This is a genomic window from Mucilaginibacter sp. NFR10 (genome assembly GCF_900100445.1).
Classification (GTDB): Bacteria; Bacteroidota; Bacteroidia; order Sphingobacteriales; family Sphingobacteriaceae; genus Mucilaginibacter; species Mucilaginibacter rubeus.
Genome location: NZ_FMTV01000007.1, coordinates 78636 through 103561 on the forward strand (window position 1 = coordinate 78636; position 24926 = coordinate 103561).

The following is a 24926-nucleotide window of genomic DNA, read 5'->3' on the forward strand; positions in this document are numbered from 1 at the left end:
CCTATGAAAGCAAAACTATCAATGTATTATATCATCATGATCCGAAAACTTTTACCCTGCCTGTTTATTTTAGGATGCACCCAGGCGGCATTGGCACAAAACGAACATAAAATGTCAGATACGTACCAGCTTCCTAAAGATTCGCTGGTACGGCAAAAACTTGCCCGCTGGCAAGACCAAAAGTTTGGTTTATTTATGCACTGGGGAACATACAGCCAATGGGGTGTGGCCGAAAGCTGGACTATTTGCCCTGATGACTGGGTTACGCGTACCGGCCCCTACAGCAATGATTATTTCACTTATAAAAAAGCATACGAAAACCTCCAAACCACTTTCAACCCCGTCAATTTTAACCCCGAAAAATGGGTTAAAGCGGCCAAGGCTGCGGGGATGAATTACGTGGTATTTACCACTAAACATCACGATGGTTTTAGCATGTTTGATACTAAACAAACAGATTATAAAATTACCGACCCTAAAACTCCGTTTTCGAAAAATCCGCGAAGCAATGTAACCAAAGAAATATTTAACGCCTTCCGTAAAGACAATTTTATGATCGGGGCATATTTTTCCAAACCCGACTGGCATAATGAAAATTATTGGTGGCCTTACTTTCCTCCTAAAGATCATAATGTAAATTACGATCCGCAACGATATCCTGAACGCTGGCAAAAATTTAAAGATTTTACCTACAACCAAATTGAAGAGTTAATGACCGGTTATGGTAAAATAGATATTTTATGGCTCGATGGCGGCTGGGTACGGCCATCGGTTACAAAGGATAACGACCCGCAACATTATAACCAGGACATTGATATGGCCCGGATAGCAAAAATGAGCCGCAGCTATCAGCCAGGTTTGATTATGGTAGACAGGACAGTGACCGGCGAATTTGAAAACTATACCACGCCCGAACAGGAAGTACCGGACAAGCCCTTATCCTACCCATGGGAAACCTGTATGACCATTGGCAAATACTGGAGTTATGTTCCTGATGACGAATTTAAGCCCAGCCGCCTATTGGTGCAAACGCTGATAAAAATAGTTTCAAGAGGAGGTAACCTCTTGCTTAATATAGCCCCCGGACCGGATGGCGACTGGAATCCGATTGCCTATCAAAGGTTACAGGACATTGCGAATTGGATGAAGATTAACGAAAAAGGAATTTACGCTTCCGAACCTGTTATACCTTATTCTGTTGGGAACATATATTTTACAAGGTCAAAAACAAAAAAAACATTATATGCCTTCTGGCTATCAGAAAAAGATAATGTAACCCTTCCGGCCGAGGTAAGTTTCCCTGTAAACAATATTAAACGGATTAAAAAAGTAAGCCTGTTGGGCAACTCTGAAAAGTTAAAATGGGCCTATCAAAATGGGCAGTTGCGTATTCAAATTCCCAAATCTTTACAAAAGAGCAGCATATTAAAGTATAGTGACACTTTTGAATTGGAATATTAAAGAGTATACAAACAACAAGCCTATCAACTTCTACCTTATAAATTCAAAAAAAACGAGGCGGTATGATGAGCCTCGCTTTTTTGGGATTTTTCAGATACTAAGCGATATATAGTGTTGGGTTGGATTTACCCTGTTAACAAAGAGGGGTTAACAGGGTTAACACAATTCGGGGTTAACACCCACATATATATTTAATAATCAACTTATTAAGTGTAATTTCTAAAAAATATGCAAACCCCTTTTTGTATAAATATTACCCGCTAATGCTTTATGCAAATCAAAACCCGAACTTCTTTATAACCTTATCCTATACATTGGTACGCCCTCTGTGAGACACCATACTGGAATCAAATACCGCATGATGGAAAACCGGGGTTAACGACGCTTCACTGATGCGATCATCAATTATTTTAAAAAGTATTTCGGCCGCTTTTATGCCCTGCTTTTGGGGAAATTGTTCAATGGACGCCATTGGGGCACTATCCATAAAACTCCAAATAGGAGAATTTGCAAAACTGACAAAGCTAATATCGTGATTGGGAGCCAGATTATAGTTCTTCAACAACTTAATTGCATCGCGTGCCACATAATCGTTAAAAGTGATAATAGCTGTAGGTTTATCTGCTAAAGATAATAGCCGCCGCATAGCATAAGTATTTTGGGCAGACGACAGATCCGAAGAGACTATCAGGTCCGTATTTACTGCTATCTGATATTTATCAAGCCCCTGTTTGTAAGCATCCAGGCGCTCTTTACTCGCAGCCAGTTGCGATGGACCATTAATTAACCCAATACTACGATGCCCTTTTTCTATTAAGCAATCAATGGCTTGTAGCATTCCCGATTGGAGATTACAAACCGAGTAATGAATATCTTCCATGCCAGGAATACGGTCAAAAAACACAACAGGAATGTTATATTTTTTCAATTGTTCAAACACTTCATAATTCGTGGTATTTTTGCTTATCGAAATGATAATACCGTCTAACCGATGGGTTTTCATTGTTTCCAGGATACGTTTTTCCTTATCAGGGTTTTCTAACGATTGCCCAATAAAAACGTTATAATTCCTTTTGCTGGCGTAATCTTCTATCCCACTGAGGGCCGAAGAAAAAAACGCGTCAGAAAAATCCGGAACAATTACACCAATAGTTAATGTTTTTCGTTGTTTAAAAAATACAGCTGTTTGATTTCGCTCATAATTTAGTTCGCTTGCTACCTTATTAACCCGCATGGTAGTTACAAGGCCAATGCTGGGATGACCATGAAGAGCACGCGACACTGTTGAAGGGCTTACTTTTAAGCGTTTAGCTATCTCTTTAATTGTGGGAATCTTTTCCATTTTGTAATCAAGATTAAAAACAATGGGTATTGATTATTGATATGCCCCTTTACTTATCTGCTTATTTACGATACGCGTATTACCATCAAAATCAACCGTACCGTTAACGCCATCAGATATCACCTGCCCGCTATTTTTTGCTACTGAGGACGATTGCAGGTGAAAATCAAGGCCGGATGTATTGACAAATAAAGGATCGGTGCCATATGTTGAACTGGCGTCTCCACCGCAGGCTGCATTCCATAAATTATAGTCGGTATAGGCCACGCCGTTCCAGGTCCACTGCGCGGGGCCTGTGGTGTAATACAGGTTATAATCTATGATATTACCCGATCCGCGGTTGGTATATTTATGAATAAACATATCTGATGCCCCGCCATAAATGATGTTATTTTTTATAACGTTATTGGTGCAATCTTCCCTAATACTTATCTCCCCTTCTATTTCGCCAAAGGCACCTAATGCCTGGTTGTTATTATACAAGGTATTGTTTACTATAGCCGAGTTGCTTGTACCACCGCCTGTGTAATTTAAATACCCACCCATATAGATCCCGGAGCACCAACAGTTAAATACCAGGTTATTCCTTATGGTAACATGATCGGTGGGGAAGCCAGTGGTTTCGCTCACAACACCAATCCCCCTGTCTGTAACGGACACTTTGTTTTTTTCCACTACCACATTCCTGCCGCCGTCTACATAAATACCTATGGCGCCATGTCCACCAAGCGGCCCTCTTTTGCTTTCAATGTTATAGAGGGTGTTGCCGCTGATAACACCATTACGGGCATAGTTAAGCGTTGGATCGCTATTTGCTGCATAGCCTCCTGCTGCATCTATCCCAATATTTTGAGCATTATAAATGGTATTATTGGTGATGGTAAAACCGTCAACATAGCCATTGATGGTTAAATTTTCGCCGTACCCGGTTTTACAATCATGGATTGTGTTCCCGGTAACGGTAATATTAGTTACGGGATCGGCAGTATTCCCGATGATCAGTATAGCATTTCCGCCTCCATTGAGCGGGAGCTGAGTATAATCAATACCGTATACCGTATTGTTTTTTATAATAATGTAGTCGGATCCACCTTCAACCATAATGGCTTTGGGATCGCCGGTTGCGGTTTTAAGATTGCGTATTTCAAAGCCATCTACAACTATATACTTTGCCTTATCAATGGTTACCAGGGCTTCCCTCCCGTTAACACTAAAAGAACTACCGTCAATTATAGGTGTTTCTCCATGGTAAGCTTTCAACGTAATATACTTATCCATTACGCCAGATTTGGGAAATACAACCTTTTCGCTATATACTCCACCCCTTACCATTACGGTATCGCCGGGAATGGTATGGGAAAGCGCTTTATTGATAGTTTGAAAAGGTGCGTCAATTGTTCCTTTATTTGACTCTAACCCGTTGGCAGCTACATAATAAACATGAGTGCTCCCGGTAATTGTGACATTACCGCCGGCATCGTTCTTTTTACTGCAGCCAAATGCCTGTATAGCAAAACCAAGCATTAAAAAAACATAGACATTACATTTCATAAGCATACTTTTTTAATTAAACATCTTACTGCTGTGCGCCTTTACTTATCTTATTATTTACAATGCGGGTATTTCCGTCAATATCTGTGGCGCCATTTATATCGGCAGAAATTACATTTCCGGTATTTTTTGCAGGAGAGGCCGCTTGTATATGAAGATCGGGCGACGAGGTGTTCAGCAAAAGAGGGTCTTGCCCATTTGTTGAATTGGCATCGTTACCGCTGGCTGCGCGCCAAGCATTTAAATCGGTATATGGAGCACCGTTAGTACTGTTCCAGATCCATTGCGGAGTGCCAGTAGTATAGTATAAATTATTGTCGATAATGTTATTGCTGCCTGTTGTGGTATACTTATGAATAAATACATCAACGGGCCTTGCATAAACTATGTTATTTTTGATCACGTTATTGTCGCAATGCTCTGTAAGCCTGATCTCTCCTTCAATTTCGCCAAAAGCGCCCGGTACACGGTTATTCTGATATAAGGTATTGTTTATTATGTAACAGTTTTTAGTTCCGCCGGATGTGTAGTTAAGATAATCGCCCATGTATATACCTGTGCGATAGCAGTTATATACAAAATTATTTCGCACGATGGTGGTTTTGGTTGCATACACGTTGCTTTCGCTCACCAGCCCTATCCCCCGGTCGCTGTTGTATACTGTATTTCTTTCGATAATGGTATTAGCACCGCCGCAAACATAAATGGAGATAGCACCGTATCTGTCGGGCCCCCAGGTTTCCGGCGTCCTGGTCATGGTATTATCGTGAAAAATATTATCACTTATCACTCCATTGCGGGCATAGTTGGTAGCTACATCTCCTTTAGGGTTTAAACCATCACCACCGGCAACAATTATCCCGATGTTTTCTGTATCATATACTTTATTATGGCTAAAAACAAAGCCGTCAATATTACCGGCCAGCGTTACATTTTCACTTGTACCGGTCTGCGTATCATGTACAGTGCAGCCTGTGATAACCAGGTTAGTAATGGCAGTGGTTCCGTTACCTATCGCGAGTATAGCATGTCCGCTTCGCCAATTAGCCAATGAAGCACTGTTTTTTATATTATAGATATTGCAGTTCTTAACGGTGATATCGTGCGAATTGCCATTGATGGCGATCCCTTCAGGATCGGTATTAAAAGTTGAGCTCGTGAGATTGCAGATATCAAAGCCATCCAATGTTATATATCTTACATTGCTCAGTGTAACCAGCGGCACCCAGCCCGAAATAATTATTTTACTACCGTCTATCATCGGCCTTTCGCCGGGGTAAGCCTTCAATGTGATCAACTTATCCATTGCCCCCGATTTAGGAAACACCACCTTATCATAATAGCTGCCACCTCTAACCATAACGGTATCACCGGGCAAGGCATGATCTAAGGCGGCATTGATGGATTGGAAAGGGGTATTGATTTTATCCGAATTAGCATCAGAGCCATTCACCGATACATAGTAGATATGTGTATTACCCGTTGAAGTGATTACGTCATTACCCACCGTTTTTTTGCTGCAAGCCATTGCCTGAATGGCAAAAGCGGGTATTAAAAAGATATTTATATAATGTTTCATTAAATTTATTCAAAAAGTGGGGCTATGCTTTGTTTAAGTTTATTCGCACTTAAAACCGCGCAGTACCTGCCCGTAGCAGAAACGTGTTTCTGCTACGGAGTACCCTTAAATAAACCCAAACAATTATTAACTACTACTCATATTTATCCCGGACAACAAGGATATGCCTGGGTTGAAAAATAAACTGTGATAGTATTTTAAAAAAGGATCGTTATTATTCCGAAACTATTTTTCTTATCCGGTTGTTGTTTTTATCCAAAACATATACGGTTCCATTCTTATCAACAGCAACACCGGTTGGCCCGCTGAAAAGCGCAGATCCTCCTATCGCGTCAGCATAACCTGCTGTACCGCTGCCGGCAAAGGTGCTTACATCAAAAGTATTGGCCTGTATAAAGCGGATACTTTGATCGGGGTTATAGCTACCGCCGTCCCATGTTCCGTTGCCTGCTACATAAATATTATTGCTGTTATCAACCGCGATACCCCATGGATAAGCAAATTTTGCAGTCGTAGCGGCTCCGTTTAAATAACCAGAAACACCAAGTTGCCCTGCTATGATGCTACCGTTCCAGTTGCCGGCACTGAACTTCCTGATAACCTGGTCGCCGTTAACTGATACATATAAGTTACCGGCTTTGTCAAATTTGATTCCTGCAGGATAATTAAGGCCGGATATAACCTGTTTGGTAGTCCACTGAGCTGATACCTGGTAGATGTTTCCGGGGCTGGAGCAACTGGAGTAATAAACAAAACCCGTTGTTTTGTCGACAGCAACACTCCATGGCGATTGATTTCCCCAGGCCCAGGTGGTTGCAGTACCATCGGGGCTTATTTTACGGATGTCATAATTTCCCGGATCAACGGAATATACATTTCCCTGGGTGTCAACGGCAACATCATAAGGTATGGAGAAATTTGCCGCGCTCCCCTTACCATCAGCATAGCCCGAAACCTGGGGATTACCGGCGAGTGTAGATACGTTGCCCGCAGTGTCAATTTTCCTGATGCAATGATTTCCGGGATCGGCAACATAAACATTCAGGTTGTCATCAACCGTCACCCCGCAGCTTCTGTACCAGCTTTGCCCGCTAAAATCAAACATAGCATCTGTTCCTTTACCGTTTGCAAAGCCGGCTTTACCTGATCCTGCCAGCGTGGTGACAGTCCTGGTATATTGATATGTAAAATTATCCGTGCTTGTTGCGGTTCCTTTTCCAATAGTTACAACTATGGGCCCGGAACCTGCTTTCTTAGGCACCACTACCATCATTTGTTTGGTGTTGGCACCGATGACCTTCAGTTTAAACCCATTCAGGGTAACCGAAATTTGCGAGGTATCTGTTGAAAAGTTAGTACCGGAGATCAATACTTCGGTACCACCGCCACCCTGTGCCGGGATAAATGTACTGATGCTGATAGGTGATGCAGGATCGTGTGCAGGCACTTTTTCTTTTTTACAGCTTACAAAAGCTATCATTATAAAAAGCGCCCCGGCAAGCAGGTATTGATTGATGCCTTTTGCCAATATATTTATGAATGTTTTCATTTGAATAATTACGGTTTAATTATTTATTTCCAGACCTTTTACACCCTGTAGGGTAAATAAGAGCCAGCATTACCAACCAGGGTTTTGTACCAATGCCCTATCGCGGTCCAATTGGTACTGGGATATTGGGAACAGGTACATTTTATTGTTCCATACCCTTTTTTGAAAAAGCGTTTTGTTGTAAAGCCCGGTAAATGCGAATCCCAGGCCCTGATCGTCAGTATTAACATTAAGGCCATAAATAGTCTGATTTTCATCGGCACCCAACAACAGCCTTCTTACAAGGGTAAAGTATCTGTCGCTTTCAAAACAAAGCTCTACCTGGCGTTCCCTTAAAATATATTTCCGCATTAAGTCCTTATTTCCAACAGTTCCCGGATAAACGGTCTCGATGCCAGGCAAGCCGGCCCTTGTTCTGATCTGATCAAGATAAAGCACGATATTAGGGTTCGAGGGATCATATTCATTCAGGGCTTCTACATAATCCAGCAATATCTCGGCGTACCTGATCAATATGAACGGCCTGTAGTTGGTGGCATCCATCCTTATATTATCGGCAGGGCTTACATTTTTTAATACATCATATCCGGTAATGTTATTACTTGCGCCGCTGGCTTTTGCGCCGGCTTTACCGTTATAATAAAATTCAACCCGGCCAGTGCCGTCAATATTCGCTGCAGATGAATAATAGTTTTTATCATCAACAGTTGGCGCAGGCAGTACCGGCCGGCCATTATACTGGATATAGGCATAGAACCGCGGTTCGCGATTGGCATACATGTTCCATTGCCCTTTGCTGTGTTCCCAATATTTTGCGCCATTACTTTGAGCAAAACTCGTGGCTGTATATCCCGAAAGCGGATCATCAATGGTACGGCCATTATTCATATAAAACGCGTCCACAACATTTTGGGTGGCATTGTACATGCTATATCCTCCCGGCCCGGGCGACACACATTTGGTATATCCCCAATAATTCCAGGAGTTTCTTGAAAATATGATCTCACTGTTCCAGTTTGTTAAGAAAAGGTCCCTGACAGACAGATAAGGATCAAACTGGGTTCCGCCGTTATCCAGATTTGTAAATAACTTGTACGAACCAAGATCAATTACAGCTTTGGCTGCATCGGCAGCTATTTTCCATTTGCCGGCATCAAATACTGTGGGTGCCAGCGGGGTGCCATCCTGGTTTTTAAAAGAAGCAAACGATGGATTACCATTCCATAATGGGCTTGCCGACAATAAGGCCAGCTGAGCTTTTACAGCAAGGCAGGCACCTTTTGTTGGCCGACCGTAATTGCTGGTTGAAGGCCATTGCGCCGGTAAACCCGAAGCGGCCTGATCCATCAGTTGGTTAACGTAATCCTTACATTCGTCAAAAGACGCTCTAGGGTACTTATTGAAGTCATCATTTAAGCTTAACGTTTCCGTTACTTTTACAACAGGGCCATATTGCTTCATTAACTGCCAGTAAAACCATCCGCGTAAGAACCTGGCTTCGGCTTTATATTGATTTTTTAAGCTAACACTTAGCTGGGTAGCAGGAACCTTATCAATATTGGCTTCAAAAATGAAGGATGACCGGATGCCGGTGTAATACCTGTCCCAATAATCAAAATAAGCATTTACAGGGCTCCAGTTGCCAACAACCATTTGTCTTACATTGGTACCCGGAATGGATACCGACGACTCGTCACTTGCGCCCATCGCGCTGTAATCTCCCCCATCGGTTTGTACAATGTAGCCGTAAATGTTATACAGGTACGATTCGGCATTAGCCCTTGTGCTCCAGATCAGATCTGATGTTAACAGGTTATCCGGTTTTTTATTGAGGTAATTACAGGAAGATAAACAGGTACCCAGGAAGCAGATCCCAACTACCATTATTAGTATGTTTTTTTTCATTTGGCACACTTTAAATTCTTTTGAAACTGATTTAAATTCACGATCTCTATAACGCAACCCTTAACCCTAAGGCAAGTATTCGTACCGGTGGATAGCCTGCCCCGTTAGAGCCAAGTTCAGGGTCCCAAAGTTTGAATTTGGAGAATGTTAGCAGGTTTTGCCCCGTTAAATAAAGGTAGACTGAGTTAATACCCGCCTGGGTAAGAAAGGAGGGCTTATAAGTATAACCTAATGTGGCCTGTTTTAAACGGACAAAACTCGCATCTTTTGACCACCATGTACTCGGCTGATAATTATTGCTGTTTTGATTAGCAATGCCTAAACGCGGATAGTATACATTCTGACTTGGGTTATCAACTGTCCACCTGTCCTCAAGGCTTGCAAGCATACCCGATGGATAAGTGCCCATACCTGTAAACGGTACAATACCTGCCCCGCCTGCACCTGCACCGGTTATAGAAGAACCGTTTGCCATAATAATTACATTACCGGTTCCCTGGAAGAAAAGAGAAAGATCGAACTTTTTATAACCAACCGTAAACCCTGCGCCGTATAATATGGTAGGTATGTCGGATTTACCTGTATAAACCTTGTCATAGCTGTTGATCACGCCATCGCCATTTACATCTTTATACTTGATATCGCCGGGCCTCAACACAGCGCCAAACTGGGTGGGGCTTTTATCAACATCTTCCTGCGAGGTAAATAACCCTTCGGCAACGTACATCAGGTTATCGCCATATTTGCGACCAGTAGCCTGCTGATAGGCGTATAATTGTTTAGGCTCATCTTTCTGTACAATTTTATTATTGTTATAAGTAAAATTGCCATAAAGGCGCAAGCCTACCTTACCTATATTATCATTATATTCAATGTTACCCTCAATACCATGGTTATTCATTTCACCTAAGTTGGCAAATACAGCCCCGCTTACACCCAGTATCCCTGATAAAGAACTGCGTTGAACTAAAATATTTGTCCGCCTCTCTTTATAGGCATCAATAGTGATATTCAGTTTATTGAACAACCCTATCTCCAGTCCAATATTATCTTTCCTGGCTTTTTCCCATGTCAGGTTCTCCACTCCTATAACAGTCTCGGTAGTACCACCATATATTGTTCCGTTAAGGCCTAAACCCACTGAGCCGCCACTGCCATATTGGTTAATATAAGGAAACCTGGTGATACGGTAATCAGATCCTATTTGATCGTTACCTACGAGACCATGTGAACCCCTTATTTTAAGCAGGTTAAACGTTTTTGAAAAATCTTTGAAAAAAGGCTCCCTTGAAATTACCCAACCCGCAGAGACAGCCGGGAAAAAGCCAAACTTTTTGCCCGGTTCAAAGTTTTCCGAACCGGTATAGCCCGCATCAAACTCAAGCAGGTATTTATCGGCGTAAGTATATGTTGCCCTGCCGGCCAAACTCTGATTGTTATAAGGAATAGAGGTAATAACACTCCCCGCGGTGCTCTGGACTCTCGATCGCATATTGTATAGAAGCAATCCGCCCACATGGTGCTTGCCGAAGGACTGATCATAATTAATATTGGTTTCCAGGTACATGGTTTTTTCGGCAGATGAATACTGCGTATAACCCAAAAACTGGTTTCCGTACCTCGATTGACCTAATACCAGGTTACCCTGCGGATCTCTTGACGTAGCTAAGTAAAGATCATTGGTACCTGTTCTGCCATTGTCATTTTCGCTGTACGAATCGAACGAGAACCTGGCCATGGCGCTCAAGCCGCTGGTAATTGCATCCAGTTTCTGGTTAATGGAAAAAACAGACTGGATGGTAGGGCGAAACTCGGTGTTATAACCTGAGTTTTGGATATCGTTTACCGGGTTAGACCCGCCATTGTTATACGGACCGGCCCATTTGCCATCGGGGTATCTTATCGGGAACGCGTTAGGTGGGGTTAAATATGATTCATACCAGATGTTTCCTGCCGAGATGCCGGGATAACGGCTGCTCACCAGCATCGCATCCAGGTTCATGGTCAATAAAGTGGTTTTGCTGATATCGATATCAAGGTTTGACCTGAAGTCATAACGCTTAAAGTTAAGGTTGGGATTATAGCCATTTTGTTTGGTTACTTTATAACTTCCATCCTGGTCATAAAAAGAAGCGGAAACATAATACCTTACCGACGAAGCACCGCCGGTTACATTTAAGTTGGTATTATAGCCGGGGGCCCAATTCTTATATACAGACTTTATCCAATTTACATTGGGATAAAGGTATGGGTCTAACCCGCTTGCCGTTTTCTGGATAGTTTCTTCAGAATATGCAGGAGGGTTACCATCATTTGTAGTTGCTTCGTTATGCAACCTCATCCATGAAACGGCATCCAGCATTTTTGGGGTCCTGGTAAGGCCCGACATGGATGTTTCTGTCTTAAAGGAAATTTTAGGTTTACCTGCAACACCTTTTTTAGTGGTAATGATCAAAACTCCGTTGGCGCCTTTAGCCCCATATACAGCGGTTGACGATGCATCTTTTAACAGGGAAATGCTTTGAATATCCTCCGGATCGATGTTGTTGTAAGCTCCGCCATAAGTACTGTTCACGTCATCCCGCTGCACTCCGTCTATAATAATAAGCGGGTTTGAGTTACCTGTAAAAGTGCCAATACCCCTGATGGTAAATGACGCGTTATCATAACCCGGCTCCCCGCTTCTTTGCATCGATATAACCCCGGCTACCTTACCTGCCAGGGCATTAGACAGGGAGCGATTTGGAGTTGTTATATCAGCAACATTCACGGTTGTAACAGCCCCGGTTATGGTCAGCTTTTTTTGTTTACCATAGCCTACTACCACTACCTCATTTATACCTTTGGTATCGTCAAGTAACTGAACGGTCAGGAAGGATGTTGCTCCGGTAACCGTAATTTCTTTGGCAATGAAACCGGCAAATGAAATAACAAGGGTGCTGTTATCATTAGCTTCAATGGTAAACCGCCCCTCGCTATCAGTTATTACACCTTTATCAGTCCCCTTGATACGTACGCTTGCGCCGGGTAAAGTGACCCCTTTTGAATCAGTAACAACACCTGAAACTTTGATAGTAGGTACAGCCTGAACGGAGGGCTTAACAGGCGCAGGCTTAGGTTTTATAATTATTGTTTTCTCTTCTATGCTATAGATAAACGGCTGACCCGAAAGTGCCAGTTTCAATACCTCTTCCAATTCTGTATTCCGTACATTGATACTAACCGGATTAGCTTCTTTAATCAGCTTTGAGTTATAAAAAAAATCGTACCCGCTTTGCTCTCTTATTTCTTTAAGCACTTTTTCTAACGGGGCATTTTTCTCTGACAATGTGATTTTTTGTGCATAGCTTTTAGCACTTACCTGAAGTATTGTTGCCAATAACAATATGATCGATAATTTCATGATCAACAGTGCTTTATTTTTTATACGGGGGATTGTGTATAAACTTATTTCATAACATTTCATACATTTGAACTTGTTTTGGGTTTAATCTGTAATTGGACTACGAATTTAATTTCATGGCAAAGCCCTAACTTTCCGGCCGGAAGTGTTCCACCACTTCCGGCTTTCCTTTTTAGGCTACCTTATGCTGGGTAATGATCACGGCATAATGATAACCCTCCTTCCTTCGATCCTGGTTTTTATGTTCCCTGTCTGTTCAATTATCTTCAATGCCTGCGCAAGGTCTTTTGAACGCGACACCATCCCCCCAAATCTTAAATTATCCACATTGCCCTGGTATTCTACCTCAACATTATACCAGCGGGCAAGCTTGCTCATAATGCTTTTCAAATCTTCGTCGGTAAAAAGAAAATAACCATTTTTCCAGGCCACAACCTCTTCGGTGTTAACCGGTTGTATCGAAATTGAATTATTTGCGTAATTGATATCAGATTGCTGACCAGGTTTCAGTAATTTGGATTGATTAGCCTTGAGCGCAGATACCTTAACCGAGCCCTCCAGCAAAGTAGTTTTAACAGAGATGTCATCCGTGTAGGAGCTAATGTTAAAGTGTGTTCCCAACACTTCAACCACCTGGGTATTGCTCAGCACTTTAAATGGCTTATGCGCATTTTTAGCAACTTCGAAGTAAGCTTCTCCTGATAATTCAACCCTACGTACTGTACCATCAAAATTTGTAGGATATTTGAGTGAAGATCCGGCATTTAACCAAACCTTAGTGCCATCGGGTAAATCAACCTGGTATTGCCCTCCCTTTGGAGTTTCAATAACATTGTATTCAGGCAAACCCGTAGCATTGGCATGCGATGCTGAATTTTCAACCGTGTAAACCAACTGCCCATTTGCCGCCTTAGAGACTTTTGTACCTGATTGTTTGGCCAGTTCACCGGATGCGGCATCATCCAGGGTAATTTTTGAACCATCGGCTAAAGTCAGCAATGCTTTATTTCCTCCCGGGGCAATACTGTGCTTGTTTACAGGATGTGTGCTATTTTTTACGATGAAATATGAGCTGTTATACTTCATATAAAAAACCAAAGAAGCCGACGCGATCAGCAATGTTGTGATAGAAGCCGCCACAAACCACCTCCTCAGAAAAATCATTTTTTTAGGTGCAGATTCACGTTTTTTTATCTCTGACAGTATCTTGCTGTACAACTCGCTCTTTGTTACATTTTCATTGCCCATTTCAAGCTCATCCCATTGCAGCTTGTTCTTTTGGAGTGTATCATAATAGCTTAGCAACCGGGCCTCTTCTTCGGGAGTAGCCTCGTTTGATAAGTATTTGTTTATTAAGGTTATCAGTGTTTCTTTTTCCATTTGGGTAGTTATTGTATGTAAGTAACCCTGAACAGGCCATACCCCCAAAGACTAATAAAATATTTCTACAGCATTAAGGAATCATGAAATTTTTGAGAGTAAAACCTGTAATAATATCTAAGAAAGGGATAAATGCAACCAGATACAGGTAAAAAAGCTTAAAACCAACGCCCGCATAACATAATGGCGGCTATGCAAACAAAATCGCCCAGCGTTTTACGTAAGCGGTTCAGGGCTACAGTCAGTTGGTTTTCGACTGTTTTTGGCGCGATACCCAGCCGTTCGGCAATTTCTTTGGTCGATAAGTGTTCTTTGCGGCTCATAATAAAAATCTGGCGGCACTTTTCAGGTAACTCAGCAACACCTTGTTCCAGCAAACGGTTAATTTCTTTTTCAGACAGGAGCTCCTCGCCGCCGTTATTGCTAAAAAGCTCCTCCAGCCTGTTAAAAAGATCGGCCCTTACTTTACCCGAACGGATAACATTAAACACCTGGTAACGAACAGATGTATATAAATAGGCATTTAACGAAGTGAGTTTAAGATTGGCCCGTTTTATCCACAGGTTTACCAGTACTTCCTGGGTTACATCTTCAGCTACCTGGCGATCTCTGATGATGTTATATGCTGAAAGATAAAGCTTTGACCAATATTTATTATAAATACGTTCAAACGCCCCAAGGTCATTTTCCCTGATCAATGCTATAAGATCCTCATCCGTCATCAGCTGAATTTCCAGGCTATTCATTCTGCATTATAAAATTTATAGTTGGCATCATCCAAAGAATGTATTTATTATCGATTATTGGTTTTAACTTTTAAAAATTAAAAAAGCTATTCCTTAGGGGCTTGGTGTAAGCCATTTATGTTAAGCTTTTCAAAATAATCAGAAGTTATAAATAAAGTCAAAAAAAAACTGAAAATGAAAGCGGGCAAACAATAAATATAAATAATTAAAACGTTTTTTTTGTGATTTATAAGCTATTCAGTCGTTCCTGCGCAGCCTGAAGTGTTTCGGCGGCAGTCTTATTTTTCAACTCGCCTATGTCAAAACCTTCCAATATATTTTTTAGCTGAAGTAATTTATCCTGCTGGTTATTTTTTATAAACCCTTCCTTTAAAATATTAATTTTTTCAAAATCCTGGATGCCCTCGATCAATCGTTCCAGGCGAACAGAGGACCGTGGACCGGGATAAACGAGGTAAGCATCGCCCGATGACCATGCCCCAAATCGTGTATCACGTAAAGGATCTTTGGTCCAGCAATTGTAAGCCCATCTCAAATACCCGTCATATCCTTTGTAAGCGGCATGCCATGCCAGCCAAACCGACTCGGCCGGGGCCGAAAAACTGAATGTATTGGGATATCCTTCTGTGCAGCAGGTATAATAGGTGGTATTTATACCCGATTCCCTGCGCAAACGAATTGTTGCCTCATCCATTAACTGATTTGACGCCACACTATAATCAAACAAATCTTTTTCAATTTCCGGATGATAATTGCCTGCTAACGAAATCTTAAAATTTTTATCAGCGCTTTTTATTAACGCAATAGCTTTTTGCATATCGGCCATGGATCTTTCGTCCATAGCTATAGTGGTTTTATTAAACCATCCTTTTTCTTTAAGATGGCGGGCAAAATCCATCAGCATTGGGCGCCAATGTGCCTCGTATTCTGCCGAGCCAGGTTTAGCCACGATCATCGTGTCTTTTCTCAGGGCTTCGTCATAGTAGTAAAACTTTAGATTCCAGGGAATCATACTATAGCAGTTGATTAACTTATTAATCCCCAATGACATCATAAAAGACACCCACTTATCAAATATTGAATAATCATATCTCCATGAGCCATTCTTATTTTTTGTCCATTTTATCATCGATCCGTAAATATCATAGGTTTGGCTATTCCACGGATCATGAATGAGTGTGGTAGTAATTGCTTTCTGCCCGGCATTTGCCAGCATTTTCATGTAAGGGCGCATTACATAAAAATGTTGCTTTGACCATGGCTTTACACCATACACCCGGGCCACCGAATAGGGATTTTGCCACAAGTCAAGGTGAAATTTCCAGTGCTCCGGTGCAGGCAAGGTATGATTAAGCACTTGTATAGCGTAATGTAAAATTAAAGGCGGTGCATTTTTCCCTTCAATTACTTTCACATTCCCTCTGTAAAGGCCTTCAACAGCAGTAGCCGGTACACTCACACTTAACCAAACCGGCCGGGTTGTATTTTTACCCGCCGGAAGCATTTTTACAAGGTCAATAACATCCTCAACAAGGCTGGAATCATGGCCGGGCAATATACCACAGCCACCGCCTTCTTTGTTTAACCCATCGGCCATCACATAACGTACAAAACTCACGTTTATATTTTTTTCGGGGATTTCATGCCCTTTACCATCTTTAAGTTTACTCCATATAAAGCTTAGTTGTTTCAGGTTCCGGGTTGTCCATATCAGGAATTGAGTATGCACTTTTTCTCCTTTCCACGCTTTGGTTTTCCATTGAGCCTGCAGAGGAGATATGGCAGGAGCATTATGTTTATCATAACGTATATCGGCGGTAGCAAAGCTTACATAAACCCCGGGTTTCAGCGCACTCCAGCCTGCCCGTTTTACAGGTTTGGGATCCGGAAGCTCCTGGTAAGTTCCATCAACTTTAACCTGTGCCAAAGCCACTGAACTATATAATACCATTATTAATATAAGTTTCATTCTCATAAAATCGTCGTTTTTCCGGGATCTACATTATCAATAATAAAAACAAAAAACTCTGTGCTATCACCTTGCAAATAACTTCAAACACATATAAATGCCGCATGGCTATGTTAAGCTTCAAGCTTTATTTCCCCAAAAAACTCCGGGTGGTGAAAGTCGGGGTCGTCGCATTCAATATTATGCCACGTTAAAAAGTGTGGCTCAGGTAGTTCATCTCCACATTTATAAAAATTAGCATGGCATTGTTGTCCTTTTAATGATGTAAATGAATGATGATAAAACATATCCAACGGTAACATCAGGGTAAGCTCCCAGCTAATATCGCCATGCCCAATATTTGTTTGCTGTGTTAACCGCACCTGAGACTTTATAAGCCGTATTAGCTTTTCAGGTGATAACTCGCGATTTTCCCTACCCCTTCCGAACCCAAGCGAACAAGTGCCGATACAGTTAAACCCAAAATTGTAATACTCCAGCTCGGTACCAAAACCAATGAAAAATTCCACACAGCTATCCTGGTGAACAGGTTCATTAGGTTTGTAACAGGAAGCTTTTATCGCTTTTTCTTTTACGTAATATTTCAACATAAAACAATCGGTACTGTAAGCTATTGCAAAATGAACATCGGGTTTGTAATTATAATCGGGCCATGGTACAATTCCAACAAGGTGCTTCTCCTGTTCGTCTAACAAAACAGACATGTGTTCAATAGGGCTGCTTTTGTCCACATCTTCTAAAAATGCTACTGTAAGTTCCATTATTTAATTTCGGTTGTTATCTGTATGTACTTTTTTGCTGTGTTATGAATTATCTGATCAAAAACGTCGTAATTTTTCTCAAGCTTACTAAGCAGCTCGAACTGCGCCCTGGCTCGCTGTAAATTATGTTCGGGAGAGTGGATCTTGTAATAAACATCCCCTTCTATATAATCCGTCAGGAAACGCACACCCTGCATATAGGGTATTAATAAAACTCCCATCGAAAGCGATTTAACTTCTGTATCTGACAAAAAGCTACCGGCGTATTCAAAATACCCCGCTGCATAAGCTTTAAATAAGGGGATGTTTAGTTCTATTTTAGTAACATCCTGCTCATCCTCGGGCGCGGTATTGATGATAGTGCGGATGGCATCGCCAAAATCATATGCCACATAGCCTGGCATAACTGTATCCAGGTCAATTACACATTGTTCATGATCATTCATATCAAGCAATATGTTATTGAATTTGGTATCGTTATGAATAATGCGCAGCGGCAATTTCCCTTCCTTTCCCAAATTCATGATAGTAGCCATCTGATCTGCTCTTTCAATTATAAACGACAACTCAGTCAAAACATCCTTAATCCGGTTTTTCGGATCAGCCAATACCGCTTTGTTTAAACGATCAAGCCGCATGGTGATGTTATGAAAGCCTGGTATGGTTTCGTAAAGTAATCCGCTATCAAGATCTGACAACAGTAACTGGAATTTTCCAAATGCTTTTCCGCCTTCATAAGCTTGCTGTTCGGTTAATACCATGTCATAACTCTTGGTATCTTTCAAAAAACAATACATTCTCCAGTAATTACCTGTTTCATCACAAAAAAAACACTGTTTGTCTTTAGTCGAAACTATTGTCAGTACTTCTTTGTCGGGGCTTGAACCCGGAATGCCGGTCAATTTTTCTTTTAAATGATCTGTTACTAATTGTACATTTTTCATCAAAGCCGGAACGTTTTCAAACACATGATGATTGATTCGCTGAAGCAAATACCCTGGCAAACCCGGGTTTGTATTTTTTAAATGAAATGTATCGTTTATGTGCCCGGACCCATACGGAATAATAGCTGCGACATTTCCTTCAATGCAAAAATTAGATACTATTTCAGAGATATTATATGACATTTATTTTTCGTTTATACGTTGCGATCAGGAAAATGTTTACGAACACATTAAATTAAAATAAACACCTTGATACAAATATAATTATATTAGTGTGTTCGCACACATTTTGTTAATTTTTTGTTACTATTTTTTTTGAGGACAATGCGCCGGAAAAACCTTCGGATTATATAAATGAAACAGATTAGTCAGCGAGAACTTATCGGCGAATACCACGCTGAGCTGAGCCGCTCTGGTTGTGTACAAAAATGTTATTAAAAAAGTTTTTTGCGTACAAGGACACTAAGCCGCAAATGGGAAACTTAAAAGCATAGCGCCTTTGTGAGAGATCAAGTAATTTATTGTACCGTTTTTCTTTAACCCATAAAAATTGGGCTTTGGCAGAAAAGGATTTGACCAGGGGTTGAACCGGATAACCGAACAATGGCGGATACAGACCTCTGAATGAAGTATAATTAGCTAAGGAGAGATCAAATATCTAAATAAACGACATCCTCATCATCAACATAATAGTTCACATTTTCTTTTGTAACGATATCAAGCGGAAGATACTTAATAATTGGCACTTCTTTTTTGAACACCAGGCTGTCGGTTAATTGATAGATACCCCAATAACCTTGTCCCTTAGGGTTTTGATTAATCAGGAAACTGATTGTCCCTTTGTTCAGAAAATACAGATTAGGAGGCAATAGATCATATCCTATTATTTTAATATGTTTTATATAGCGCTGTTCCAGGTACTTCGCAATTTCATGAGCTTTAGATGTTGTCACGAAAATACTGCCTAAATCAGGGGTGCTGTCAATAACATCCCCCAGTTGTTTCATAAAAACTGCGGCATTTGACCTGTTTAACTCAACCCTCAGAATTTTGTACTGATGATCCAGGTTATTTTGAGCAAAATAATTGCGAAATCCCTGCTCCTTTTTTAAAAGGTGAGCGGCGTTGCTCGTCTCTTCATCAATGTGCGCAATTAAAACAGAGCAGGAATCGGGTTGTCCATAATGAATAAGCTTACCAGCCAAAAAACCACTCTGATATGAATCCTGGCCGATATAACTTAAGGGCTCACATTCAGCAATTTGTGTATTAAACAACACAAATGGAATTTCAGCAGCCTTCCATTTCTCGAAAAAAGGCAGGGTTTCCCTGTAAAATATAGGCGATAAAATTATGCCGTCCGGCTTATCATTGGTTAATTTACTGGCCTTGCTTATAAATGAATCTACATCATATGGATCAAAGACATATTGTTGTACAATAATGCCATATTGCTTTAAGTCTTTCTCTGCCTTTTCAATACCGGCCTTAGGCGCATACCAATAGGAATCAATTTCATGATCAGGTATCAAGGCCGCTATTTGATATATTTTATTTGATCCCAAAGCCCTTGCCATAAGATTGGGCTCGTAATCCATCTCTTCAATAATTTTGAGCACTTTCTCTTCTACCTTTTTTGACACCCGCCCGCGTTTATGCAGTACTCTGTCAACCGTACCTGTCGAAACCTTCGCTTTTTCGGCAATGTCTTTAATGCGAACAATTTTATTCTTCATAATAAACTTTAGCGTAGAAAAGATAGCAAAAGTAATTTAATATAACCCATCTCATCAATATCGACTATCATTTGATAGAAATTACTTTTAAAACGATTCCGCTATACTGAACTTATTTCTGCGTTTCACATGTCAAGCGCATTTCATACCCGCATCTTTATTATTTTTTAAGATATGGCACCAATGTTACCGCCAGCTTTTGATAACCAACCTCATTGGGGTGCAAGCCATCCCCGAAAAGTGATTCATCGATCTTCCCTTTATGGTTAAGCAATAATTTGCCCGGATCAATAAAACGGACTTGGGTTTGAGCTGCCAGTTTAGCAATAGCTTTATTAAGCACCTTTATCCGGCTTTCCATTGCCCTCCTGGGCAGCAAACCCGATAAAAGAACCTCCGCTGTGGGCTGACGTTCCTTCACAGCCAGCACAAGCATTTTCAACCCTTCTGATATTTCCTGGTCACTGCAGGCAGACAAGTTATTAGTGCCTATCATAATCATCACTTTGTCCGCCTTAAACCCATCTATTTCTTCATGGTATACGCGCCATAGCACGTTCTCTACCTGGTCCCAGCCAAAACCAAAATTTTTCACACCCAGAGGTTCCATATATTTATCCCACGAATCAGCTCCTCTTGCTAAAGGCGCCTTAGGCTCACCACCCCAGTAATTCAGGATCGAATTACCAAGAAATACAATCTTTGGCGAACTGGTTTTGATAAGCGTTAATATTTCATTATGCCTGTTTCGCCAGTCATAATACCCATCCCTGCTTTGTACTGCGGGCCGCGTGGCTGAATAGCGGCCAATTGGTTCATTAATTATAACACGGATTGCTTGCTCATATGCTGCGGCATACTGCTCCATTCCGATATCATTAGGATGTAAGCCATCAACTGTTGAGTTGATACCAAACCCGATTTCTTTGCCAGTCAATAAATAAATACCCTTTGTTCCGGCTGCAATCAACTTTGAATAAGCCAGGTCAAGCACTTTATTAACATGACCATAACCGGCATTTCTACCCGTATCCAATAGTCCGCCCGCGTTCCCCCCGCTGTGTTCAACAAGCAATATCGGCACCAATGGGTGCTTCTGCTTTAAAGTTTGTATCGCTGCAGATAAACGTGCTTCGATTTCCTGGTCAGAAAAACTTATCATATTAGGCATACAATCAAGCACATATACTTTCGCATCCACCTCTGCCATCAGATCAATAACTGATTTCTCAAGCAATCCGGAGCCGGAAAAACCAAGATTAATCAACGGGCGATCCAGCGCGCGCTGCAAAATGGAGGTCCATGCTAAACCTGGCCTTGAAGCACAGGCCCCCTGCGCAATGGATGTTCCGTATACAAGCACCGGCTTTTCTTTGGATAAAGGCATAAAATTAAATGCACTACCAGGTGGAATGCCTATTTCAAGCCATGATAACGAATTATACAAAGGCAGAAAAAGCCTGTATTCATAACTTCTCCCCGCAAAATCGGCACTTACCTTAATATTTGAAAACCGGTAAGTAATAGTATCCTTAAACGAGAAACTGCCCGGAGCAAGGCACCATTGGCCATTAGCATCCAATACATAAAGGTCCAATCCGCTTACACCAGTGGCCGGCATATGTGACATGGCAAACTCGCCATTAACCTTATACCGGATAACCAGGTTTTGAGCATCTGTTTTAAACTTAATGTACAACCCAGCACTGCTATGCGAGATGTTCCACACATTAGGATTAAGGCCCTTTTGAGCACGCGCCGGAAACCTGTCATAACTGCCCGCCGCTTCTTTTGACCAGGCCTGCCCTTCTATAACCGGAAAATCAGCCTTAACCGGGTCATACCATTTATATGGAGCTAAATTTTGCGAAAAAGATGTTTTATTGAAAAAGCAAAGGATTAGCAATACTACTACGAATACGCGTTTCATTTTTATTTTTTTAAAAGCCATGTTGCCATGCACATCATCATGCAGGCTAATGCGTCTGCGCACACACTCATAACATCAATTTATAATTCAAATCAGAAGACAAACAAATGGATTAAACCGTCATTTTACAGGTACAGCGTTTAAAACCATCACTTCAAACGGCTCAAGCTTAACAGCATGCACGGTTCCCTTAAACACATACGACTTCGTTTCTTTACTGCTAACTTTAACATTATAAAAGATATAATTTGGATTATTATTTGATGGCAATTCAAATACTTCCCGGGTATTAACCAGGTACGTTTTAGCTGTATTTGAGGGATTTCTTAAGGTAAGAACAGCCTTTTTCGACGACCAGGCTGCAAAACCGTAAACATCCCCTTTAGATGGGTCGCCGCCTACCCAATGTACATCCGGCATAATATCTGCATTTTCGCGCGACCATTTTATGGCAGCGGCAAGGCAATTCCAGTTGGCCTCGTTTAACTTATGAGGATTGATATACAACTCCTGCAAACTGGTTCCAGATCCAAAAAACGACCATATCTCGTCAGAAATATCTTTATCATCCATGTCAAACTTAGCAGGCGCACCATTATCCGCGATACAAATCCCGTGATACATCAGGGAGCTTAAAGGGTAAAGGGGAGCGCGCATTACAATATTCTTATAGGCCTGACCATCCCGGTAATTGAGCCATTGCTGACGGCCATTGCCCTGCCCTTCTGTATTTGTATCCCAGCCATTCCGCCAAATTACATCACCATATTTAAGCCAGAAAGGCGACGGCCAGGTACCTATGGTGAGGCTAAAATATAAATCCTGTTTTACCTTACGCAAGCCCGTTACTAAATTCAGCAAAGACTCCATATCTGTTTGATATTCAACAGTGGCGCCTGTAGACTGATCTCCTGCCCCTACACCATCAAATTTAAACATAGAGATACCATCACTGGTCACGAACTTAGCGGCAGTACTTTTAAACCTGGACGAATAAACCGGTCCGGAAAGAGAAAACCCATGCAAATTAGTTTCAAAAGGAGGGTTTTGGCTTCGGCCATATTGTAGCCGCTGTTCCTTTGCCTGCTCGTAACCACCCCAGGGCGACATCCACACGCCCAATGAAGCCCCGTATTTATCAGCCAGCGTTTTAATGTTATCAAAACCTGCAGGAAAATTCTTTTTGCTGATCTGCCACAATGTTTGGTTGTCATCCCAGCCATCGTCAAACAAAAATGCGTTTAAGCTAATATGACGTTTTGCGGTAAGACTGTCGCCAAATGCCTGAATACGATCAAGACAACCAACTTCAGTTAACTTACGATCGGCCCAGGAAAGGTCATACCACGAATTATAATGAAGCATCTGGCGGTATGGCACCGCTCTTTCCCGTTCCAGGTAATAAAGAAAGCCCCTCCGTAACTGCCCTTTAGGGGCAATGCCCCATACAGTAGATGCTTCGAAGTCAAGAGTTGGCTCCTGCCGTTCAATATAGCTGCTGATCCGGCCATACTGATTATTATATTTACTTATCGGGCTTTCACAGGCAAAAAAGAAATCATCCGATACCATTGGCGATCCGTCCACAACCCCCAACGGCTTAATGCCCGTTTCTGCCGGAAAATTGATCAGATTCAATTTCCTGATCTTTAAAGAGTCTTTCAAAGCAAAAACGCCGAAAACTTGTCTGATATAATTGGAATTATCTTTCAAAATAGCCTCCCACTTTACACGAATGCCATATTTCACATTCAAAAATTCGGCTAAAATTTTCACACCATCTTCCTTTTCAGAAAATTTAACTGCCTCAGGATCTCCTTTGATCTGAACAATTTTCGGAGTGGTACTTAATTGAAAATCAGCAAAATTTATTACAGTACCATCCTTAAACTCTAATCCAAATAAAGGAGAGCCTTTTAAATTAATTTGTTTCTTATTCTGAACGGCAGATTCGTTTATGGCAATTATCGATTTACCAGCAAGCCACTTTACAGATAAACAATTATTTTTTAAAACCAGTGCCCCCTTAGTCGAAAACACCAATGCCTTGCCCGGTTTTACACCCGAAAGAAAAACATCCTGAGCTTTAGTAACGCTTGTTAGGCCGATACAAATTAAAAACAACAGTCTTTTTAGCATAGTTGATAAATTACGAGAAAAATAAAATAATAATTTGTGTGTGTGCGCACACAAATATAAAACATAATGAATACCCTAAAAATTGGAAGGAGCCTGTTTGACACTCCATATGGGCAAAAATGATGAGATCATATGTATCGTGCGAGAATACAGTGCAAAACAATCGGTTGCGCCTTTTTTCAGCCACAGGCGCAGCATCAGGCTAATTTCGAGAGGAGAACGGTATATGCCGCAAATAAAAGACATACTTCATTACAGATAGCGCCATAAGTTATGCCTGTCACTTCCAGGTGGTAGTGATATTAGCTGCTAAATCAAATTCCCCATGTAAAAACTACCTATGGGCATAAAAAAAGCCCATTTACTTATGTAAATGAGCCTTATAAAAGCGGGTAAGCAATGGGGCTCGAACCCACGACCCCCAGAACCACAATCTGGTGCTCTAACCAACTGAGCTATGCCTACCGTTTTGTTTTTCGAGTGTGCAAAAATAGAAATCTCCTGGTTAATTGCAAACTCTTTTTTAAAATT

Annotated in this window: 15 protein-coding genes and 1 tRNA gene; 1 reads left to right on the forward strand and 15 read right to left on the reverse strand. The window is 41.3% G+C overall.

Features of this window, described 5'->3' with window-relative positions; all coding sequences use genetic code 11:
- Positions 1-3 precede the first annotated feature (3 nt).
- Complete coding sequence (locus tag BLP33_RS21350; protein ID WP_254780217.1) at positions 4-1461, forward strand: alpha-L-fucosidase; 1458 nt, start codon at positions 4-6, stop codon at positions 1459-1461.
- A 307-nt stretch (positions 1462-1768) separates the two neighbouring features.
- Here BLP33_RS21350 and BLP33_RS21355 read toward each other — a convergent pair whose 3' ends face one another.
- The 15 genes from BLP33_RS21355 to BLP33_RS21425 all read right to left on the reverse strand — a co-directional run bounded on the left by BLP33_RS21355 (position 1769) and on the right by BLP33_RS21425 (position 24860).
- Complete coding sequence (locus tag BLP33_RS21355; RefSeq protein WP_090532961.1) at positions 1769-2803, reverse strand: LacI family DNA-binding transcriptional regulator; 1035 nt, start codon at positions 2801-2803, stop codon at positions 1769-1771.
- Positions 2804-2836: 33 nt separating this feature from the next.
- Positions 2837-4354, reverse strand: coding sequence for a right-handed parallel beta-helix repeat-containing protein (locus BLP33_RS21360; protein WP_175490080.1), 1518 nt, complete (start codon positions 4352-4354; stop codon positions 2837-2839).
- Between the two features lie 25 nt (positions 4355-4379).
- Positions 4380-5933, reverse strand: a complete 1554-nt coding sequence (locus BLP33_RS21365; protein ID WP_139160037.1) for a right-handed parallel beta-helix repeat-containing protein — start codon at positions 5931-5933, stop codon at positions 4380-4382.
- Between the two features lie 214 nt (positions 5934-6147).
- Positions 6148-7482 (reverse strand): IPT/TIG domain-containing protein, encoded by a 1335-nt coding sequence (locus BLP33_RS21370; RefSeq protein ID WP_217633204.1) that lies wholly within the window; start codon positions 7480-7482, stop codon positions 6148-6150.
- Positions 7483-7551: 69 nt separating this feature from the next.
- Positions 7552-9387 carry a RagB/SusD family nutrient uptake outer membrane protein gene (locus tag BLP33_RS21375; RefSeq protein WP_090532965.1) on the reverse strand — a complete coding sequence of 612 codons (1836 nt, stop codon included), beginning with the start codon at positions 9385-9387 and terminating at the stop codon, positions 7552-7554.
- A 46-nt stretch (positions 9388-9433) separates the two neighbouring features.
- Positions 9434-12790: a TonB-dependent receptor gene (locus BLP33_RS21380; RefSeq protein WP_217633205.1), complete on the reverse strand. Its 3357-nt coding sequence runs from the start codon at positions 12788-12790 to the stop codon at positions 9434-9436.
- A 198-nt stretch (positions 12791-12988) separates the two neighbouring features.
- Positions 12989-14170 (reverse strand): FecR family protein, encoded by a 1182-nt coding sequence (locus tag BLP33_RS21385; RefSeq protein WP_090533383.1) that lies wholly within the window; start codon positions 14168-14170, stop codon positions 12989-12991.
- Between the two features lie 158 nt (positions 14171-14328).
- Positions 14329-14916 carry an RNA polymerase sigma-70 factor gene (locus BLP33_RS21390; protein WP_090532970.1) on the reverse strand — a complete coding sequence of 196 codons (588 nt, stop codon included), beginning with the start codon at positions 14914-14916 and terminating at the stop codon, positions 14329-14331.
- Positions 14917-15142: 226 nt separating this feature from the next.
- Positions 15143-16885 (reverse strand): DUF4091 domain-containing protein, encoded by a 1743-nt coding sequence (locus tag BLP33_RS21395; RefSeq protein WP_217633206.1) that lies wholly within the window; start codon positions 16883-16885, stop codon positions 15143-15145.
- Between the two features lie 113 nt (positions 16886-16998).
- On the reverse strand, positions 16999-17646 hold the full coding sequence (locus BLP33_RS21400; RefSeq protein WP_090532973.1) for a carbohydrate-binding family 9-like protein: 648 nt from the start codon (positions 17644-17646) through the stop codon (positions 16999-17001).
- Entirely contained in the window at positions 17646-18773 is a 1128-nt protein-coding gene (locus BLP33_RS21405; RefSeq protein ID WP_090532975.1) for a phosphotransferase enzyme family protein, read from the reverse strand. The genes BLP33_RS21400 and BLP33_RS21405 overlap by 1 nt, the downstream gene beginning before the upstream one ends.
- Before the next feature lie 467 nt (positions 18774-19240).
- Positions 19241-20326: a LacI family DNA-binding transcriptional regulator gene (locus BLP33_RS21410; protein ID WP_090532977.1), complete on the reverse strand. Its 1086-nt coding sequence runs from the start codon at positions 20324-20326 to the stop codon at positions 19241-19243.
- A 160-nt stretch (positions 20327-20486) separates the two neighbouring features.
- Entirely contained in the window at positions 20487-22256 is a 1770-nt protein-coding gene (locus BLP33_RS21415) for an SGNH/GDSL hydrolase family protein (RefSeq protein ID WP_090533385.1), read from the reverse strand.
- Between the two features lie 120 nt (positions 22257-22376).
- Positions 22377-24395, reverse strand: coding sequence for a hypothetical protein (locus BLP33_RS21420; RefSeq protein ID WP_090532978.1), 2019 nt, complete (start codon positions 24393-24395; stop codon positions 22377-22379).
- Between the two features lie 391 nt (positions 24396-24786).
- Positions 24787-24860 (reverse strand) — tRNA-His (locus tag BLP33_RS21425).
- Positions 24861-24926 lie beyond the last annotated feature (66 nt).

Bases quoted from the DNA above. Each gene is read 5' to 3' on its own strand.
- BLP33_RS21350 (WP_254780217.1), top strand. From the start codon at position 4: ATGAAAGCAAAACTATCAATGTATTATATCATCATGATCCGAAAACTT.
- BLP33_RS21355 (WP_090532961.1), bottom strand. From the start codon at position 2,803: ATGGAAAAGATTCCCACAATTAAAGAGATAGCTAAACGCTTAAAAGTA.
- BLP33_RS21360 (WP_175490080.1), bottom strand. From the start codon at position 4,354: ATGAAATGTAATGTCTATGTTTTTTTAATGCTTGGTTTTGCTATACAG.
- BLP33_RS21365 (WP_139160037.1), bottom strand. From the start codon at position 5,933: ATGAAACATTATATAAATATCTTTTTAATACCCGCTTTTGCCATTCAG.
- BLP33_RS21370 (WP_217633204.1), bottom strand. From the start codon at position 7,482: ATGAAAACATTCATAAATATATTGGCAAAAGGCATCAATCAATACCTG.
- BLP33_RS21375 (WP_090532965.1), bottom strand. From the start codon at position 9,387: ATGAAAAAAAACATACTAATAATGGTAGTTGGGATCTGCTTCCTGGGT.
- BLP33_RS21380 (WP_217633205.1), bottom strand. From the start codon at position 12,790: ATGAAATTATCGATCATATTGTTATTGGCAACAATACTTCAGGTAAGT.
- BLP33_RS21385 (WP_090533383.1), bottom strand. From the start codon at position 14,170: ATGGAAAAAGAAACACTGATAACCTTAATAAACAAATACTTATCAAAC.
- BLP33_RS21390 (WP_090532970.1), bottom strand. From the start codon at position 14,916: ATGAATAGCCTGGAAATTCAGCTGATGACGGATGAGGATCTTATAGCA.
- BLP33_RS21395 (WP_217633206.1), bottom strand. From the start codon at position 16,885: ATGAAACTTATATTAATAATGGTATTATATAGTTCAGTGGCTTTGGCA.
- BLP33_RS21400 (WP_090532973.1), bottom strand. From the start codon at position 17,646: ATGGAACTTACAGTAGCATTTTTAGAAGATGTGGACAAAAGCAGCCCT.
- BLP33_RS21405 (WP_090532975.1), bottom strand. From the start codon at position 18,773: ATGTCATATAATATCTCTGAAATAGTATCTAATTTTTGCATTGAAGGA.
- BLP33_RS21410 (WP_090532977.1), bottom strand. From the start codon at position 20,326: ATGAAGAATAAAATTGTTCGCATTAAAGACATTGCCGAAAAAGCGAAG.
- BLP33_RS21415 (WP_090533385.1), bottom strand. From the start codon at position 22,256: ATGAAACGCGTATTCGTAGTAGTATTGCTAATCCTTTGCTTTTTCAAT.
- BLP33_RS21420 (WP_090532978.1), bottom strand. From the start codon at position 24,395: ATGCTAAAAAGACTGTTGTTTTTAATTTGTATCGGCCTAACAAGCGTT.